Genomic DNA, 16,729 nt, shown 5'->3' with positions numbered 1-16,729 from the left:
CCGCTCGCAGGACCGGTGTGGGGGGAGCCCGGTCCTACTGGTAGGCGGCGAAAGCCTTCGAAAAGGCGTTCTCCTCCTGGTCGATGGAACTGCACGTGGCGTCGGCCGAGGGCTTCGGACCGCCGGGGCAAACCTTGTCGCGGGTCGCGGACCACATCGACAGCCCGCCGAGGCCCCTGGACTTCGCGAACTCCACCAGCTGGGTGGCGTCCTCGACCTGGAAGACCTCGGTGGCCACGTCGTTGACGCCGATCATCGGGGTGACGGCGACCGTGTTCCAGGCGTCGTCGTCGGACAGGCCGAGGACGCCCTTGATCTGGGCCTGGGTGGCGGTGGCCGCCTGCTCGGCGTAGGTGCCCATGTCGTCGCTGTAGGCGGGGCCGTAGTCCATCGCCATGATGTTGACGGTGTCGGTGCGCACTCCGTTGTCCTTGGCGTCGGCGAGGAGGTCGACGCCCGCCTGGGTCAGGCCCTCGGGCATGACGGGGAGGGTGAAGGAGACGTTCAGGTCCGGGTGCTGCTTCTGCAGCGCGGCGATGGCCTGGGAACGCCGGGTGTTGGCGGCCGTGTCGGGCAGCGCGCCGCCCTCCACGTCGAAGTCGACCTTGGTGAGCCCGTAGGTGTCCACGACCTCGCCGTACGCCGCGGCCAGCGCGTCCGCCGATGTGCAGGCCGTGGCCAGCTCTGAGCCGCTCGCGCCGCCGAAGGAGACGCGGACGTTGCCGCCCCTGGCGCGCAGGGCGCCTATCTGGTTCGCCACGGCGTCGCTCGCGAGGTCGGTGACGCCGCCCCACTTGGGGGTGCAGCCGCCGCCGTCGGTGACGAAGGCGAGGGTGTAGTCGTTCACACCGGTCGCCTCGGCGCCCGCCACCAGGTCGAAGGCCGGGTAGAGGGAGGTGTCGACGTACGGGGCGAAGCCGGCCCCGGTGGCGGTGCCGCTGCCGGGGGTCCCGGTGGGTGCCGGTTCGGCGGTGTCGGTGTCGGTCGGCGTGGGGGCCGGGGTGGCCGTGGGGGCCGGGGGCTCGGTGGGGCGGCCACCGGGCTCGGGGACGGCGCCGTCGTCCGTGGAGCACGTGGCGTCGTCGATGAGACAGCCGGCCGGGTCCGCGGTGCCGTTGACGACGAAGCCGATCGTGACGGCTTCGCCGGCCCGCAGACCGTCCGTGTCCCACTTGGGCGGGGTCACGGTGACGTGCTGCCCGGCGACCTTCGACTCGGCGTTCCACAGCGAGCCGAGCTTCGTGCCCTCGGGCAGGTCGAACTCCAGCGTCCAGTCCTGCTTCGTCTGCCCGCTGTTGTTGGTGACGACGTACTGGCCGGTGTAGCCGGTCGACCACTCGCTGGTCTTCGTGTAGACGGCGTCGGCTCCGGCCGCCTGGGCCGCGCCGGTGAACATCAGCGCGCCACCGCCGGCCACGGCCGCCGCGACGAGTGCGCCGATCGCCTTGTTCCTGCCGCTGACCTTGCGTCGGTGCGTCATCACGTGCCTGCCTTCACTGTTCACGGTGCCCCCGCCGGGGGCTGCGTGGGGGGAGGGGGTGCGACAGCACGCTAGCGGGCCGGAACCGGGCAAAGAGCCTGTACCGGACGGGGGTTGGGGTTCTTAGGGTGGGCTTAAGGAAGGGATCGGGACCGATTAAAGGTCGCGGCCGGCCGCAGGTGCCGGCGCCGCCGCACCGCCCCCCGGTGCCCGCGCCGCACCGGCGCCGTCCGCCCGTCCAGCTGGATCCAGATCCGCACCTCGGTGCCGCCGAGCACGGACGAGCCGATCCGTACGTCGCCGCCCGTCGACTCCGCCAGCCGGCGCACGATGTCCAGGCCGAGCCCGGTCGAGCCGTCGCTGCCCGAACCCCGGCCGCGGGCCATCGCCGCCTCGGGGTCGGGTATGCCGGGGCCCGCGTCCGACACGAGCACGATCACCGCGTCCTCGCCGTTGTGCAGGTCGACCGCGAAGGCCGTGCCCTCGGGGGTGTGCCGGAAGACGTTGCCGAGCAGGGCGTCGAGGGAGGCGGCCAGATCGGTGCGGGCCACGGGTATGCGCACCGGCCGGTCGGCGCCGGCCACCCGCCACTTGCGGCCCTCGTCCTCGGCGAGCGCGGACCAGAACCCCATCCGCTCCCGGACCACCTCGGCCGCGTCGCACCCGGCGCCGGGACCGGCCGCGGCCGTCTGCGGTTTGGCGTCCCGGGCGGTGCGGATGATCGTGTCGACCTCGCGCTCCAACTGCTCGACGGCGGCCCGGGTCTGCTCCGCGGCCGGTCCGTCGCCGAGGGAGGCCGCGTTGAGCCGCAGCACGGTCAGCGGGGTACGCAGCCGGTGGGACAGGTCCGCGGCCAGCTCCCGCTCGTTGGCGAGGAGTTGCACGACCTGGTCGGCCATGGAGTTGAACGCGACCGCCGCGAGCCGCAGTTCGTTCGGCCCCTCCACGGGCACCCGCGCGCCCAGCTTGCCCTCCCCCAGTTCGTGCGCGCCCTCGACCAGGCGCCGCGCGGGCTGCACCATCCGTACGCCCAGCCGGTCGGCGACCGCGACCGAGCCGACGATCAGGGCGGTGCCGACCGCGGCGAGCACCGCCCAGGCCGTGCCGACGCCGTTGGTGACGGCGGACTCGGGGACGTACACCTCGACGACCGCGATCTCGCCGGAGCTGAGCGCGACCGGCTGGAGCAGGGTGGAGCCGCCGGCCACCTCGGCGGTGGAGGCCCGCCCCATCTCGCGTACGGCGGCGATGTCCTCGTCGGTGGCGCGCTGCCGCCCGATGTCGGTGGCGCCGCCGGCCCCCGAGGCGGACGCCGGTATGTGCACGGCCATCCCGGTGTCCGAGCCGGCGGAGGCGACCACGCGCTCCAACTGGTCGCGGTCGGTGGTGATGGACAGCGCCGGGGCGACGGCGGCGGCCTCCCGTTCCGCGTTGGAGAAGGCGCGGTCCCGGGCCATCTCGCGGATGACGAGTCCGAGCGGGACCGCGAAGGCGACCACGACCATTGCGGTGACCGCCAACGACACCTTGACCAGGGCCCATCTCATCGTGGCGGCTCCGCTCCGGGCAGCCCCGCGGCCGGCTCGGCGGGCGGCTCCAGCTTCACTCCGACCCCGCGCAGGGTGTGCAGATAGCGCGGCCGGGCCGCGGTCTCGCCCAGCTTGCGCCGCAGCCAGGACAGGTGGACGTTGATGGTCTGGTCGTCGCCGTAGGACTGCTGCCAGACCTCGGCGAGCAGCTCCTTGCGGGGGACGACGACGCCCGGCCGGCCGGCCAGGAAGGCGAGCAGGTCGAACTCGCGGCGGGTCAGGTCGAGCCGCACACCGTCCAGTTCGGCCTGGCGGCGCAGCGGGTCGACGGTGAGGCCGCCGACCCGGATGACGGTCGACGGCGCCGCCTGGGCGGGGTCGGTGCGGGCCCGGCGCAGTACGGCCGCCATGCGGGCCGAGAGGTGCTCGACGGAGAACGGCTTGGTGAGGTAGTCGTCCGCGCCCGCGTTCAACAGCCGTACGATCTCCGTCTCGTCGTCCCGGGCGGTGGCGACGATCACCGGTACGTCGGTGATGCCGCGCAGCATCTTCAGCGCCTCGGAGCCGTCCAGGTCGGGCAGTCCGAGATCGAGGACGACCACGTCGAAGCGGAAATGGGCGACCTCGCGCAGCGCCTCCAGGGCCGTACCGACGCTGCGCACCAGGTGCGAGGCGTCGGTCAGATGCCGGATGAGCGCCGAGCGTACGAACTGGTCGTCCTCGACGACGAGCACACTTGCCATGGGCGGCACCGTACGCCATGCGGACCGACCCGGTGCGGGCCTGTGGACAACTCCGGTCGGCCCCGATTCCCGCCTCGTTCCCACTCCGTTGGGGCGACACCTGTGCGACGGGTGAGGCAGTATGGCCGCGATGCGCAGAGGACTCGTACACGTACTCGCCTGGCTGCTCGCCACCGGCGCGGCGGTCACGCTGTCGTGGTGGGGCGTCCGCACGGTGATGGCGGGCACGGCCTACGACGCCCCCCGCGCGCTGCCCATCACGGCGGCCGACGCCGACAGGCGGGACCCGCGGGACGCCGAGGACTCTCAGACGCCGGCCTCCTCCACCCGGCGCCCCTCGCCGTCGGGCAGCCCGTCGCCGACCCCGAGCCGCACGCCCCGCGAGCCGGACCCCGCGCCGTCACCGACCGCGCCCTCCACCACGCCCCCGGCGCCCGCGGGCCCGAGCCCCTCCCCCAGCACCTCGGGAGAGGTCAGGAGTTACGACACGGACGGCGGCCGTGCGGTGTTCGACCTCGGTACGTCGTCGGCGTCCCTGGTGTCGGCGACGCCGGACGCGGGCTGGTCGATGCAGGTGTGGAAGACGGAGTCGTGGATCCGGGTGGAGTTCACCTCGGGCGCCGACCGGGTGTCGGTGTTCTGCACCTGGCACGACGGGCCGCCGCGGGTGGAGATCGGCAACTACTGAATCCACCGCCGAGCCGGCCGCCGGGTCACCCGAAGGCGGAGGCCGGCGGTGCGGGCGAGTCCACCGCCGACGCGTCCGTCACGGGTACGGCGCCGCCGGTGAAGTCGGTCAGCCCCCGGCCGTGTTCCACGCGCGCCGGGTGCGGGTCGCAGGCGGCGCGGCGGGTGAGTTCGGCGACCGGCAGCGGGTGGTCGCAGGCGACGAGGACCGCGTTGCCGAAGCGTCTGCCGCGCAGCACGGCGGGGTCGGCGACGAGGGCGAGTTCCGCGAAGCGGTGGGCGGCGGTGGCGATCTGGCCGCGCAGATGGGCGAGCGGCGGGCCGTCGGCGAGGTTGGCGGCGTAGACCCCGCCGGGCGCGAGCGCGCGCCGGACCTCGTCGAGGAACTCGGCGGACGTGAGGTGGGCCGGCGTACGGGCCCCGCCGAAGACGTCCGCGACGATCAGGTGCGCCCAGCCGTCGGGCACCTTGGCCAGTCCCGCGCGGGCGTCGGCGGAGCGCACCCGTATCCGCGCGCCGGGATCGAGGGGCAGCTCCCGGCGGACCAGTCGGACGAGGCCGGCGTCCCGCTCGACGACCTGCTGGGTGGAGCGGGGCCGGGTGGCGGCGACGTAGCGGGCGAGGGTGAGGGCGCCCCCGCCGAGGTGCACGGCCCGGACGGGCCTGCCGGGCGGGGCGGCCAGGTCGATGACGTGCCCGATCCGGCGCTGGTACCCGAAGGACAGGTACGTCGGGTCGTCCGGGTCGACGTGGGACTGCGGGGCGCCGTCGATCAGCAGCGTGCGGGCCCGGGGCCGGTCCCGGTCGGGGACCAGCTCGGCGAGGCCGCCGTCGACGTGCTCGACGACGGTTTCGGCGGCGGCGCGCCCGCGGCGGGCCTTCCCGGACTTTCCCATCGGGCCATTATCGGCGGCGCCGGACCCCGCCGTGCCCCGGGGACCGGGGACCGGCGGCAGCGGGATCAGCGACAGCTGTCCGCGGCCCTGATCAGCCGGGCCGCCTCGCCCAGCGCGGCCCGCAGTACGGCGGGGTCGGTCGCCGGGTCCGCCTCGCCCGGCGGCAGCAGCCAGTCCGAGCCCTCCACGGGCGGCTCGGACTCGACGTTGAGGCTCAGTCCCCGGCCGTCCGTCTCCACGCAGGTGCTCCCCGGCACGTCCCAGGCGGCGGCCGTGCCCGGCGGCACGAGGAATCCCAGCGTGTCGCAGCCGTCGTCGTGGATCACGGAGCCCACCCCCTCACCGGCTCCCCGCCTGAGAATGTCGACCGCCTCAAGACCCTGCCGGGTCGGCACGGTGACGACATCACAGGCGTCGCAGGGGACAAAGCTGATTGGGCTGGTTTCCATCCCGGCCTCCACCACGGAACTCCTCCTCGGACGAGCGGGTCGGGAGTCGGGAGCCTCCCGGTCCACCCGGTTCAACGCGCGAGACCGTCAACGGCTACGGCGCAAATCAGCCGCAAAGGATGGCAGTTCATGGCAGATCGTGGGTGATACATCCGGTTTGTGACCAAACGGTGCGTGGTGAATCCGGCACGGTTCGACGGTCCGCACGAGAGGACCTGGCCATGGCGACGTTGACGGTGGCCTCCGCCCGGCCCGAACGGCCGCCGCGGCCGAACCCCGCCTTCAGGCGGTCGCGGGGTCAGCTGCCACAGCCGACCAGGTGTCCCAGGTCGTTCCAGCTCTCCAGGGCCGGTTCCCCGTAGGCCCAGCCCAGCACCGAGAGCGATGTCGGGTTGAGGCGGATCCGTGCCGCGAACTCCAGCGGCTGTCCCAGCCAGCGCGCCCCGATCGAGCGCAGGATGTGCCCGTGGGCGAAGACGAGGACGTCCCGGTCGGCCTCCCGCGCCCACGCCACCACCTCGTCCGCGCGCGCGGTGACCTCCGCGAGGCTCTCCCCCTCGGGAACCCCGTCCCGCCAGATCAGCCAGCCGGGCCGCACCGCCCGGATCTCGTCCGGCGTCATGCCCTCGTACGCGCCGTAGTCCCACTCCATCAGCGTGTCCCACACCCGGGCGCGCTCGCCGAAGCCCGCGAGTTCGCAGGTCTCCCGCGCGCGGACCAGCGGGCTGGTCCGCACCTCCGCGTCGGGCAGCCCCTTCAGCGGCGCCCGGTGCAGCCGCTCGCCGAGCAGTCCGGCGCCGCGCCGGCCCTCCCCCAGGAGCGGTACGTCGGTCCTGCCGGTGTGTCTGCCGGACAGCGACCACTGCGTCTGTCCATGCCGGGCCAGCAGGATGCGCGGTGCCATGAAGAGGCCTTTCCGGAGAAATGTCGCGGGGTCGCCCCCATCATCCCGCACCCCCCGCACGGGCAACCCGGGGGGCGATCCCGGCGTCTATCCGGTCCGAAGGCGCTCCGTGAGGCGGGCGCACGGAGGCCGTAGAGTGGCACGCCCGTGTCCGTCCAGGCGCGCGAGAAACACGAAGGGGGAGGGCGATCGGATTGCCGCACACCGAGACACCGGGCACCGAGGCAGCCCCGCAGACTCGGCTGCGCTGGTGGACCGAGCTGCCGCTCATCGTCCTCGTGTACGCCTGCTACTCGGCCGGCCGCCTCCTCGTGCGCGGCAACGTCTCCGACGCGGTGGACCACGGCCTGGCCATCCTGCGCGTCGAGCAGGCGGTGTTCCTCAACGCGGAGCACCCGCTCAACCGCCTCTTCACCCGCGAGCCCTGGCTCGGCGTGCCGGCCGACTTCTGGTACGCGTCGCTGCACTACCTGGTCACCCCGGCGGTCCTGATCTGGATCTTCCGCTCCCGCGCCGTGCGCTACCGGGCCGCCCGCACCTGGCTGATGACGTCCACGTTCATCGGCCTCATCGGCTTCACGCTCCTGCCGACCTGCCCGCCCCGGCTGCTGGACGCGAGTCACGGCTTCGTCGACACGATGGCCCAGTACAGCTCGTACGGCTGGTGGGGCGACGAGGCGAGCGCGCCGCGCGGTCTGGGCGGCATGACCAACCAGTACGCGGCCATGCCGAGCCTGCACGTGGGCTGGGCGCTGTGGTGCGGGGTGATGCTGTGGCGCTACGGCGGCACGCGCGCGACGAAGGCGGCCGGCGTCGTCTACCCGCTGGTGACCGTCGTCGTGGTGATGGGCACCGCCAACCACTACTTCCTGGACGCCGTCGCCGGCGCGGCCGTGATGGGCGTGGGGCTGCTGCTGACGCCGTTCGTGCTGCGGACCGCGGGCCGGGTGCGGACGGGGATCGCGGCCCGTTTCACACCGGCCACGAGGGGCCCGGGCGGCGCGGGTTCCACGATTGTCAGTGGTGGATGCCAGACTTCCGCGGGTGAGCGATTCCCACGGCAGCGCGAGCAGCGGTTCGGACCGGGAGCCGAGCCGGACCCCGCCCCCTCGGACGCGGGGGACGAGACTCCGGCACCGGCTCGCTGAGCTGCGCGGTCCCGACGTACCGGCCAAGGCACTCGACGCGCGCGCCCTGGCCGCCCTCGCCGCCAACCCCGGGTGCCGCCGGCGCGCGATCCTCGACGGCGCCGGGGTGGACAAGGCCTCGCTCGCGAGCGCGCTGGGCTCGCCCTCGGCCTTCGGGCAGTCGCAGTTCGCCCTCACGCGGGGCAACGCCTTCGAGGCGCGGGTCAAGGCGGACGGCGGCGCCGAACTGCTGAGGCTCGCGCACGAGAAGCTGGACCGGGGCGCCGAGCCGCCCGCCGAAGCGCACGTGCCCGACCTGTCCGCGACCGGCCCCGAGGGGCGCGCGGCGCGTACTTCGCTGGCACTGCGCGAGGCCACCAGCACTCCCGGCGCCTGGACGCTGCTCGGCCATCCGATGCTCGCCCTCGATGTCGCCGGTTCCCCCGCCTTCCTGGAGCCGGACGCGGTGGTGGTGCATCCGGACGGCAGTTGGACGGTCGTCGAGATCAAGTCCTTCCCCATGCTGGACGGTTCCGCCGACCCGGCGAAGGTCGGCGCCGCCGCGCGACAGGCCGCGGTGTACGTACTGGCCCTGGACCGGGTCGCCGCCCGCCTGGACCCCGCTCCGCGCGTACGCCGCCGGGTGCTGCTCGTCTGCCCCAGGGACTTCTCCAACCTGCCCACCGCGTCCGCGGTCGACGTGCGCAAGCAGTGCGCGGTCACCGACCGCCAGCTCGCCCGTCTCACCCGCATCGAGGACATCGCCGACGCGCTTCCCGAGGGGGTCTGCTTCTCCCCCGGGCTGCCGGCCGAGGAGCTGACGGCGGCGGTCGAGTCGGTTCCGGCGACGTACGCGCCCGAGTGCCTGTCCGCCTGCGAGCTGGCCTTCCACTGCCGTGCCCGGTCCCGCGAGGAGGGCGCGGTGACCTCGCTCGGCCGCCCGGTGCGGGCCGAACTCGGCGGCCTGTCGACGGTCGAGGAGGTACTGGCCGCGGCCCGCGGCGAGGCCGGCGACCCGGACGACCCGGCGGTGGCGGCCCTGCGCCGCGCGGCGCGGCTGCGCACGGAGGCCCTCGCGACGGCCGCCGACAGGCTCGCCCCCGGGACGCCCGTCGGGGGGACCGCTGCGACGGGCGTTGCCGGCACCCGCGCCACGGGCGGCGACCGGGGCGACGCCGTGGCCGGCGGCCCGGCCCGTGCGGTGGGCGTTGCCGGTGGGGTGGGGTCCGCCATCGGCGGTGGCGGGGTCGGTGGGGTGGACGGATGTCGCTGATCACCACGCTCGCCCGGCTGGAGGCCGTGCGCGCCGGGCGTGCGCAGCCCGCCGCCACCGTCCGGCACCGGCATCTGTCCGACCGGCCGCTGGTCTTCGTGCCGCTGATCACCGCCGGTGAGGCCGGTGCCCCGCTGGGCGCGCTGGCCGGCACCGACCGGGACGCGCCGCGGCTGCTGGTCGTCCCGCAGCCCCGCGACCGCGACCTGCGCTTCGCGTTCCTGGCCGAGCTGGCCGACATCGTGCTGCCGCACATCGAGGCGTACGCCGACCGGGTGGAGGCCGCCGAGCGCACCGAGACCGACCCGGAGACGGGCAAGCGGGTCAAGGTCGAGGTCGACCTGTGCGCGGACGCCGCGCAGCTGATCGTGCCGAGCCGCGCGGGCGTCGACTTCGTACGGCTGCTGGGGCGGTCCATGCGGTTTCGGCGCACGGCGGAGCAGGACCCCGAGACGCCGTATCCCGCGCCGCCGAGGGTGCCGCTGCTGGGGCGGTGGCTGACCCACTACGGCGAGCGGTACCGGGTGCCCGGTTCCTCCCTGCTCCTCGCCATGACCGACCTGCTGGGCCGGCACTGGGCGACCGGGCAGTCCACGCTGGAGGACCAGCACCTGGGGGCGCTGCTCGCGTGGATCGCCCCGCGCGAGGGCGAAGGGACCGGCGCCCAGGCCGCGCGCCTGGCCGAACTCGCGCGCGACGCCGACGGACAGTTGCTGTGCCCGCCGGCGGGACCGGCGACCGACCCGGCCTTCGACAACAAGCTGCTCGCCCCCGCCATCGAGCGCTACGACCGCGCGCGTACCGCCCTCGCCGCCGCCGAGGACGGCGTGGCGGCCGACGAGCGGCTCGGCGCGCTCACCGCCGCCGAGCGGGATGTCCGCGACCTGGTCGCCAGCCGGACCCGCCCCACCTGGGACGCCGTGTGGCGCGGCCTCGACCTGCTGCGGGAGCTGCCCGCCGGGGCGCATGTCGAGGAGCGCCGGACCCGCGACCGCTGGTCGTTCACCTCCCACCGGGACCGCATCCTGGCCGGCGAGCCCCCGCAGCCGCGCCGCGACGACGCGGTGACGGCGGCGAACAAGCTGGCCACGCGCGAGCGCGAGCAGGCCCGGCTGGAGGCCCAGGAGGCGCTGGACGACCCGCTGGTGATGGCCGGGCGGCGGCTGTCCGGGGAGGCGTTCGCGGGGGAGGTCACCGATGTCGTGATGGCGTACAGCGAGAGCAGGCGGCCGAGTCCGCGCCCGCTGGTTACGGTCCGCACGGACGACCGGCCGCATCTGGGCGAGCGGGTCAAGGTCTACCGGTCGCTGGGCGGCAGGCCGCAGACGGCGGAGTACGTCGGGCCGGGGGGCGACCTGGACGACGGGCTGTTCGTCGTGCGGATCGTGGACAAGATGGGCCGCGGCAAGGAGCCCGAGGCGGGTTCGGTGCCCGAGAAGGGGGACCTGGTCTGCTTCACGCTCTTCGAGCACGAGCAGCGGGGCGGCGCGAAGCTGCCCGACCCGGAGCGGACGCCGTGGACGCACGGCGGCCCGCCGGGTGAGACGGCCGCCGTGCCGGAGGCCGCCGACGCCCAGACCGAGGAGGACCTCCTGTGACCGCCGACGCCCAGACCGAGGAGGACCTCCTGTGACCGCCGACGCCCCCTCGGCGTCCGCCGCCCCTGCCGGCCCCTTCGACCCGGGCGCCGAGGCAGCCCGCGCCACCGCCGCGATCCTCCACGACACCCTGCACGGCACCCGGCGGGGTGTGGTGGTGGACTCCCCGCCCGGGGCCGGCAAGTCCACGCTCGTCGTCCGGGCGGCGCTGGAGCTGGCGGAGGCGGGCCGGCCCCTGATGGTCGTGGCGCAGACCAACGCCCAGGTCGACGACCTGGTCCTGCGCCTCGCCGAGAAGAACCCCGAGCTGCCGGTGGGCCGCCTGCACAGCAGTGACGCCGACCCGTACGACAGGGCGCTCGACGCGCTGGAGAACGTACGCAAGTCGGCGAAGGCCGCCGACCTCGCCGGGCAGGCGGTCGTCCTGTCGACCGCCGCGAAGTGGGCGCACGTCACGGTGGACGAGCCGTGGCGGCACGCGATCGTGGACGAGGCGTACCAGATGCGCTCCGACTCGCTGCTGGCGGTCGCCGGGCTGTTCGAGCGGGCGCTGTTCGTGGGTGACCCGGGCCAGCTGGACCCGTTCGCGACGGTGGGCAGCGAGCAGTGGGCGGGCCTGTCGTACGACCCGTCGGCGTCCGCCGTGACGACGCTCCTCGCCCACAACCCGGACCTGCCCCAGCACCGGCTGCCGGTGTCCTGGCGGCTCCCGGCGTCGGCGGCGCGCCTGGTCTCCGACGCGTTCTACCCGTACACGCCGTTCCGCAGCGGCACGGACCACGGCGACCGGAGTCTGGCCTTCGCGGTGCCGTCGGACGGCTCGGGCCCCGACCGGGTGATCGACGAGGCCGCCGTCTCGGGCTGGGGCCTGCTGGAGCTGCCCGCCCGGCACACGCCGCGCACCGACCCGGAGGCGGTGCGGGCGGTGGCGGCGGTGGTCCGGCGCCTCCTGGACCGTAAGGGCGCGGCGACCTCCGAACGCTCCCCCTCCCCGGTCCCCCTGACCGCCGCCCGCGTCGCCGTCGGCACCGCGCACCGGGACCAGGCGGCGGCGGTGCGCTCCGCGCTGGCCGACCTCGGGGTGCACGAGGTGACCGTGGACACGGCGAACCGCCTCCAGGGACGCGAGTACGACGTGACGGTCGTCCTCCACCCCCTCTCCGGCCGCCCCGACGCCACGGCCTTCCACCTGGAGACCGGCCGCCTGTGCGTCCTGACCTCCCGCCACCGGCACGCGTGCGTCGTGGTCTGCCGCGAGGGGGTGGACGGGCTGCTGGACGACTATCCGTCCACGGAACCGGTCCAACTGGGAACGCTGGTGAAGTTCCCGGACGGCTGGGACGCCATGGCCACCACATGGGATCACCTTCAATCCCATCGAGTGTCTTGGCGCCCCTGAGCCACCCGGCGTCGCCTGCCACCGGTCATGCGCGCCTGGGCTGCAAGCCCTCCCCCACCGCTGGTCAGCAGGCAAGTGCCCTGACTCGCGCCCACCAAGTTATGCGGGTACGTGACTGAAGGGCGGGCCCACCTTGTGTCGTGGGAAAGCCATCCGTAGCTTGCTGACCACACCAGACCGGAGAGGGTCTCAGTGGACGAACTACGCATGATCGCGGGCGGCCCGTGCACGAGCGACGACGACAAGTGCGGGAACGGCGACTGCCCGACCGTGTACGAGGCGCCGGAGCCCGGGATGTTGGCGATCCAAGGCTACGACGTGACCCACCCGACGCCCGATGGCGAATCGGTCGTGTTGATCCCGGAGGAGATCCTGAAGGAGGCGGCCCGTGCCCGTGGATGGCTCTAGCCCCGTGCTGCTCGACGGCGACGCGTGGCAGGCGTACTTCCGCGACTTCAAGCGTTCCGCCTTCCGGCTCGAAGTGCACCAGACGTACACCATGCCCGCCGAGGCCGAGTCGGTCCGCGACTTCCTTGCGGGAGCCGGGCGGCCGGAGGGGTTCAACGCAGCGTGGCACCAGACGATCCGGGGCCATGCGGCGGCCGGTCGGACGATGACCCGTGCCAAGATCGTGCGCCGTCCGCTCACCCCGTACAGCCGGTACCTGTTTGAGTGGTGCATCCCCGGCAACGTCGAGGCCGGGGAGGACTATCAAATAGTTGATTTGACCGACCGCCCGAACCCAGGACTGCCGGAACAAGACTTCTGGTTGTTCGACGAATCGACGGTCGTTCACCTCAACTACCGCCCCGATGGAACACAGATCAATCGGGAGCTGATCCAAGACCCGGACACCGGTAAGTATCTCGCCTGGCGGGATCTCGCCCTAGAAAGTGCCGTGCCATTCAGTGCCTATCGAACCTGAAGCACAAGCACGGGAGCGGAAGGATTTGGCGGAGGCCCTTCGGGGTCTCCGTCGCGCTTCCGGCCTGAGCGGCGAGCGCTTGGCGCTGCGCTGCAACATGAGTCAGACGAAAATCAGCCGGATTGAAACCGGCCGAGCGCTGCCCACAGTGATCGATGTGGAGCGCATCCTCAAAGCTCTCGCGGTCCCTGATGAAGTTGCCGACGAGCTTCTACGGTTGGCGCGTCGGGCGAACGTGGACTACGCATCCTGGCGCGCGTACGCCCGCGTCGGGCTCTACCACAAGCAAGCTGAGTTGAAGGCGCTCGAGTCGTCCTCGCGCGTGATGCGGCACTTCCTGCCGGCCATCCCGACCGGTCTCCTGCACGTCCGCGAATACGCCGTTGAGACGCTGACGCCCATGGTGCCCAGCGATCCGGCCAGGGACGTCGCCAGGGCCGTGCAGGCCCGCATGGACCGACAAGCCATCCTGGACGACTCGTCTCGCTCCTTCTGGTTCCTGCTGACGGAGCAGGCCGTGAAGTGGCAGCGGGCGAGCCTCGGAGCCATGGCGGCGCAGTGTGCGCATATGGCGGAGGTCAACCGGAAGCCCAATGTGGAGATTGGGATAGTTCCGCAGGGCGTACAGGTTCCGGGTACCCCGATGAATATTTTCGTCGCCTATGACGACCGCCTGGTGACGGTCGAACTGTTCTCCGGGGAAGTGATCCTGCGTGACCCTCGCGATATCACCCAGCACCTGAATCTGTTTGATTTGTTCTGGTCGCACGCCCTGACGGGTGAAGCCGCTTCAGTGTTTCTCCTCGAAGCATCCGAGGCATTTATGCATCAACGCGACTAGCTCTTCCTCGGGCCTCATTGGAGCCTGACCATGGATTCATGGCGAGCGAAGCGAAGACCCCGCGAGGCTGGCGACTTGACCCGATCCCGAGCCGGAAGGCGTATCGGGATGACGACGGAAACGTTCGGGTCCCCATGTGGATCACCCGTAACGGGAAGCACGTGGCCGACACGGAAATGGTTCTCCTGCCTTCCGAAGCGGAACTCTTGAGCGAACGACTTACCGACGCGGTGGGCGGCTCCCGCTCGATCCTTCAATAACCCTTCCGAGGACGGGCGACCTCCGCGCACGCCCCGGTGTCGCGGTGGTTTCCAAGCTCTCCCACACGGCCTGAGACGGCCTCTCTCCTCCATGACTTCCGCCCGGCACGGGCGGGGGACAGTCCCGCCCTTGGACTGTCGTCTACTCAGGAAGGCACACGATGACCGACCTGTACGAACTCCCCATCTCCGAGACCGCCGTGTTCAACAAGGCGTGCGGCGGCCCCTGCACCGAAGGATGCGTCACCCTCACCAAGATCGGTGAGGGCGCCTGGGCGCTGGGCGACAGCAAGAAGCCCGACCTGACGCCCCTGCGTTTCACCACTGAGGAACTGGACGCGGCCGGTATCGACCCGGCCCGCTTCACCGTCTCCGCCTGACGGCCACCCCATCTCCGACCGGTCTCCGCCCCCTCCAACAGGAGGAGACCGGCCGGACTCCACTCCCTTGCGCACCCCGAAGGGGAACCAGCGGTGCACCACCATGGGTATCTGTGGACCGGTTCCAGAGAACGGCTCGACCACGAAGGAGACCGGCGGCCCCCGCACCCCAATCCGCCTCCCCCGCCAGCAGGTGAGGACGACAGGGACGGGCACAGGCTCAATCAGCGCTACCGAGAAGCCGCGGCCGAGTTCCGCTCGGGCAATCTGCCTCCGATGGAAACGGCCTTCTGGCTCATGAAGCCCCCCGCCCTGATCCAAGCGACGTGGGACGAGCCAAAGGAAGCTGCCGAATGGCTCGGGGAACGGCTCGCCGAGTACGCGCCCCGGTTCATGTCCGACGCCGACCGTGACAGCACTCATCTGGCGATACTGGTCAACTCCGCTGCCGAACGCCTCCGTTGGGGCGGGGATGTGTCGCACGGCTGCTACCTGGAACGCCCCTCGTTCCTGTCCCTGGCTCTGGTGTGCTGTTCCCCGAACCGCTCGGCTCCGGAATTGGGCTGCCCGGCTCAGTAGGCCCACTCAGCAACGAAGCCCCGGACGCTCTCTCCCCCCCCGGTGATCCCGAGAGGTACGGACTCCACCCGGGCAGTCGCACCGCGGCGTCACACCGCCCTGGTCGGCGCGATCCTCGTGACAGCGCTCACCCCGGCGTGATCTGCACCGTCCACGCCCCGGACGCCGTACGCCCCTCCACCTCCACCCGTACGCCCTCGCCCGGCACCGTGAAGCTCTCGCCGAGGCCCACCGGGGCGTCGGCGAGCGGGGGGTGGACCGAGTCGGACCAGCAGGCCGCGGTGTCCGGGTGGGCGTCGACCACCTCGACCGGCCCCTCCCCGGACTCCGCCCCGCTGCGCACCCGGTACACCAGCACCCCCGCCCGGCACGCGGAGGCGTCGTTGCCGACCGGCGTGCGGACCTCCAGGGCGAGCACGCTGTCTGCGCCGGTGCGCACCACGGCCAGCTTCGTGCCCTGCCCGAGACCGAAGGCCGGCGCCCCGGCGGCGCCGGTCACCTCCACCCCGGGCCCCGCGGCCAGCGGTTCCAGGGTCAGCCGCGTCGGCCCCCTGCCCCGTACGCACGCCACCTGCCGGGGCCCCAGCCAGCCCAGCTTCCACTTGTGCCAGCCGAACAGGTCGGGGGCGAGTCCGAACTGGCTGCCCATCAGGTCCCAGTCGCCGACATGGGTGTCCCAGTCGCCCTTGCCGTCGACGGGCCGGTGGTAGAGGTCGGGCAGGTCGAAGACGTGCCCGGTCTCGTGGGCCAGGACCAGCCGGTCCGGCGGATGGTTCTCGAAGACGGTGACGACCCGCCGGATGTCCGTGCCGTCGGCCCGCATCGGGGTGTCCATGTTGACGACCTTCGTGGCGTCGGAGTCCACGCCGGGCGCGTCCGGGTCCGCGACGAAGTAGACGACGTTGTAGCGGGAGAAGTCGACGTACCGGTCGGCGGCGGCGAGCGCGTCGCGCAGATAGGCGGCCCGGTGCTCGGGGCTCCAGTCGCGCCGTATGGCGTACTCGGTCGACGCGCTCGGCATCGGGATCCAGTGCCGCAGCGGGTGCGGGCGCAGCGTGAACGCGCCGTACGAGGCCCGCCGGAAGAAGTCGCCGGTGGCCGGGAAGTGGTCGGCGGCCAGTTCGGCCGGTGCCGTCAGCGGCCGGGAGTCGGGGAAGGACAGGAACACCATCACCGCGTCCAGGGTGCGCACCGGCCGCGGATAGGCGGTGTCCCAGGTGTCCAGGCCCTCGGAGTGGTGCACCCCGGTGCGCTGGAGGGCGCAGGGCTCCGGGGAGAAGGGCTCGGCGACGGAGGGGGCGGTGATCAGGGAGGTCGCGGCGAGCGCCGACAACGTGGTGCACACCGCCGCCGTACTGCGCAGCCTCGGCCGGGCCGCCCCCGGCGCCCGGCGGCCCGCGCCGAACCCCTTGAGGGCCTCCCGGGGAAGTCTCCTCAGCGGGAGCTGGCGCGGCACATGAACCTCCGGACGCGGTCGACGGGACACCGCACCCAGCTTGTGCATGATTGTCGTACTACGCCCTGTTCGCCTGCACCGGACGGGTGAGCTGTCGGGAGCGGCGGCGGAGGTCTCCGGGCCGACGCTCCGGGCGCATTCACGGAACGTCACAACTGGTCGGAGGCGTAAAGAACCGGTCCAGGTGTGAGCAGAAACGATCG

17 protein-coding genes are annotated in these 16,729 nt (G+C 72.8%); 10 read left to right on the top strand and 7 right to left on the bottom strand.

Annotated elements, in window-relative coordinates:
* Positions 1-34 precede the first annotated feature (34 nt).
* The 3 genes from AC4IHM_RS21265 to AC4IHM_RS21255 form a co-directional block, all read right to left on the bottom strand.
* Positions 35-1,483 carry a glycoside hydrolase family 18 protein gene (locus tag AC4IHM_RS21265; RefSeq protein ID WP_490868594.1) on the bottom strand — a complete coding sequence of 483 codons (1,449 nt, stop codon included), beginning with the start codon at positions 1,481-1,483 and terminating at the stop codon, positions 35-37.
* A 131-nt stretch (positions 1,484-1,614) separates the two neighbouring features.
* On the bottom strand, positions 1,615-3,027 hold the full coding sequence (locus AC4IHM_RS21260; protein WP_490868593.1) for a sensor histidine kinase: 1,413 nt from the start codon (positions 3,025-3,027) through the stop codon (positions 1,615-1,617).
* Positions 3,024-3,752: a response regulator transcription factor gene (locus tag AC4IHM_RS21255; RefSeq protein WP_490868592.1), complete on the bottom strand. Its 729-nt coding sequence runs from the start codon at positions 3,750-3,752 to the stop codon at positions 3,024-3,026. Before AC4IHM_RS21255 ends, AC4IHM_RS21260 begins: the two co-directional genes overlap by 4 nt.
* A gap of 130 nt (positions 3,753-3,882) precedes the next feature.
* Here AC4IHM_RS21255 and AC4IHM_RS21250 point away from each other — a divergent pair, with 130 nt between their 5' ends.
* Positions 3,883-4,440: a hypothetical protein gene (locus AC4IHM_RS21250; protein WP_490868591.1), complete on the top strand. Its 558-nt coding sequence runs from the start codon at positions 3,883-3,885 to the stop codon at positions 4,438-4,440.
* 25 nt (positions 4,441-4,465) lie between these two features.
* Here AC4IHM_RS21250 and AC4IHM_RS21245 read toward each other — a convergent pair whose 3' ends face one another.
* The 3 genes from AC4IHM_RS21245 to AC4IHM_RS21235 all read right to left on the bottom strand — a co-directional run bounded on the left by AC4IHM_RS21245 (position 4,466) and on the right by AC4IHM_RS21235 (position 6,688).
* Complete coding sequence (locus tag AC4IHM_RS21245; RefSeq protein WP_490868590.1) at positions 4,466-5,335, bottom strand: spermidine synthase; 870 nt, start codon at positions 5,333-5,335, stop codon at positions 4,466-4,468.
* 65 nt (positions 5,336-5,400) lie between these two features.
* Positions 5,401-5,784, bottom strand: coding sequence for a hypothetical protein (locus AC4IHM_RS21240; RefSeq protein WP_490868589.1), 384 nt, complete (start codon positions 5,782-5,784; stop codon positions 5,401-5,403).
* A 298-nt stretch (positions 5,785-6,082) separates the two neighbouring features.
* Positions 6,083-6,688: a histidine phosphatase family protein gene (locus AC4IHM_RS21235; protein ID WP_490868588.1), complete on the bottom strand. Its 606-nt coding sequence runs from the start codon at positions 6,686-6,688 to the stop codon at positions 6,083-6,085.
* Between the two features lie 194 nt (positions 6,689-6,882).
* Between AC4IHM_RS21235 and AC4IHM_RS21230 the strand changes: the two genes are divergently transcribed.
* From AC4IHM_RS21230 to AC4IHM_RS21190, 9 genes are all read left to right on the top strand, one after another.
* Positions 6,883-7,836: a phosphatase PAP2 family protein gene (locus AC4IHM_RS21230; RefSeq protein WP_490868587.1), complete on the top strand. Its 954-nt coding sequence runs from the start codon at positions 6,883-6,885 to the stop codon at positions 7,834-7,836.
* The gene (locus AC4IHM_RS21225) at positions 7,733-9,088 is read left to right on the top strand and encodes a hypothetical protein (RefSeq protein WP_490868586.1); all 1,356 of its coding nucleotides are present in this window, start codon (positions 7,733-7,735) and stop codon (positions 9,086-9,088) included. Before AC4IHM_RS21230 ends, AC4IHM_RS21225 begins: the two co-directional genes overlap by 104 nt.
* Entirely contained in the window at positions 9,079-10,686 is a 1,608-nt protein-coding gene (locus AC4IHM_RS21220) for a hypothetical protein (RefSeq protein WP_490868585.1), read from the top strand. Before AC4IHM_RS21225 ends, AC4IHM_RS21220 begins: the two co-directional genes overlap by 10 nt.
* A 31-nt stretch (positions 10,687-10,717) precedes the next feature.
* Positions 10,718-12,085, top strand: coding sequence for a DEAD/DEAH box helicase family protein (locus AC4IHM_RS21215; RefSeq protein ID WP_490868584.1), 1,368 nt, complete (start codon positions 10,718-10,720; stop codon positions 12,083-12,085).
* 192 nt (positions 12,086-12,277) lie between these two features.
* Positions 12,278-12,493 carry a hypothetical protein gene (locus tag AC4IHM_RS21210; RefSeq protein ID WP_490868583.1) on the top strand — a complete coding sequence of 72 codons (216 nt, stop codon included), beginning with the start codon at positions 12,278-12,280 and terminating at the stop codon, positions 12,491-12,493.
* A 4-nt stretch (positions 12,494-12,497) separates the two neighbouring features.
* The gene (locus AC4IHM_RS21205; protein WP_490868582.1) at positions 12,498-13,010 is read left to right on the top strand and encodes a DUF6879 family protein; all 513 of its coding nucleotides are present in this window, start codon (positions 12,498-12,500) and stop codon (positions 13,008-13,010) included.
* Positions 12,994-13,851: a helix-turn-helix domain-containing protein gene (locus AC4IHM_RS21200; protein WP_490868581.1), complete on the top strand. Its 858-nt coding sequence runs from the start codon at positions 12,994-12,996 to the stop codon at positions 13,849-13,851. The genes AC4IHM_RS21205 and AC4IHM_RS21200 overlap by 17 nt, the downstream gene beginning before the upstream one ends.
* 421 nt (positions 13,852-14,272) lie before the next feature.
* Positions 14,273-14,491, top strand: coding sequence for a DUF397 domain-containing protein (locus AC4IHM_RS21195; RefSeq protein WP_490868580.1), 219 nt, complete (start codon positions 14,273-14,275; stop codon positions 14,489-14,491).
* Positions 14,492-14,584: 93 nt separating this feature from the next.
* Complete coding sequence (locus AC4IHM_RS21190; protein WP_490868579.1) at positions 14,585-15,070, top strand: hypothetical protein; 486 nt, start codon at positions 14,585-14,587, stop codon at positions 15,068-15,070.
* Between the two features lie 127 nt (positions 15,071-15,197).
* Here the strand turns inward: AC4IHM_RS21190 and AC4IHM_RS21185 are convergent, their stop codons facing one another.
* Positions 15,198-16,574 (bottom strand): M6 family metalloprotease domain-containing protein, encoded by a 1,377-nt coding sequence (locus tag AC4IHM_RS21185; protein ID WP_490868578.1) that lies wholly within the window; start codon positions 16,572-16,574, stop codon positions 15,198-15,200.
* Positions 16,575-16,729 lie beyond the last annotated feature (155 nt).

It is taken from the genome of Streptomyces sp. SL06, from assembly GCF_058244745.1.
This window is presented reverse-complemented; position numbering and strand designations above follow the sequence as displayed.

Excerpts from the sequence above, each read along its gene's own strand:
- AC4IHM_RS21260 (WP_490868593.1), bottom strand. The coding sequence starts at position 3,027 with ATGAGATGGGCCCTGGTCAAGGTGTCGTTGGCGGTCACCGCAATGGTC.
- AC4IHM_RS21255 (WP_490868592.1), bottom strand. The coding sequence starts at position 3,752 with ATGGCAAGTGTGCTCGTCGTCGAGGACGACCAGTTCGTACGCTCGGCG.
- AC4IHM_RS21250 (WP_490868591.1), top strand. The coding sequence starts at position 3,883 with ATGCGCAGAGGACTCGTACACGTACTCGCCTGGCTGCTCGCCACCGGC.
- AC4IHM_RS21245 (WP_490868590.1), bottom strand. The coding sequence starts at position 5,335 with ATGGGAAAGTCCGGGAAGGCCCGCCGCGGGCGCGCCGCCGCCGAAACC.
- AC4IHM_RS21240 (WP_490868589.1), bottom strand. The coding sequence starts at position 5,784 with ATGGAAACCAGCCCAATCAGCTTTGTCCCCTGCGACGCCTGTGATGTC.
- AC4IHM_RS21235 (WP_490868588.1), bottom strand. The coding sequence starts at position 6,688 with ATGGCACCGCGCATCCTGCTGGCCCGGCATGGACAGACGCAGTGGTCG.
- AC4IHM_RS21220 (WP_490868585.1), top strand. The coding sequence starts at position 9,079 with ATGTCGCTGATCACCACGCTCGCCCGGCTGGAGGCCGTGCGCGCCGGG.
- AC4IHM_RS21195 (WP_490868580.1), top strand. The coding sequence starts at position 14,273 with ATGACCGACCTGTACGAACTCCCCATCTCCGAGACCGCCGTGTTCAAC.
- AC4IHM_RS21185 (WP_490868578.1), bottom strand. The coding sequence starts at position 16,574 with ATGCACAAGCTGGGTGCGGTGTCCCGTCGACCGCGTCCGGAGGTTCAT.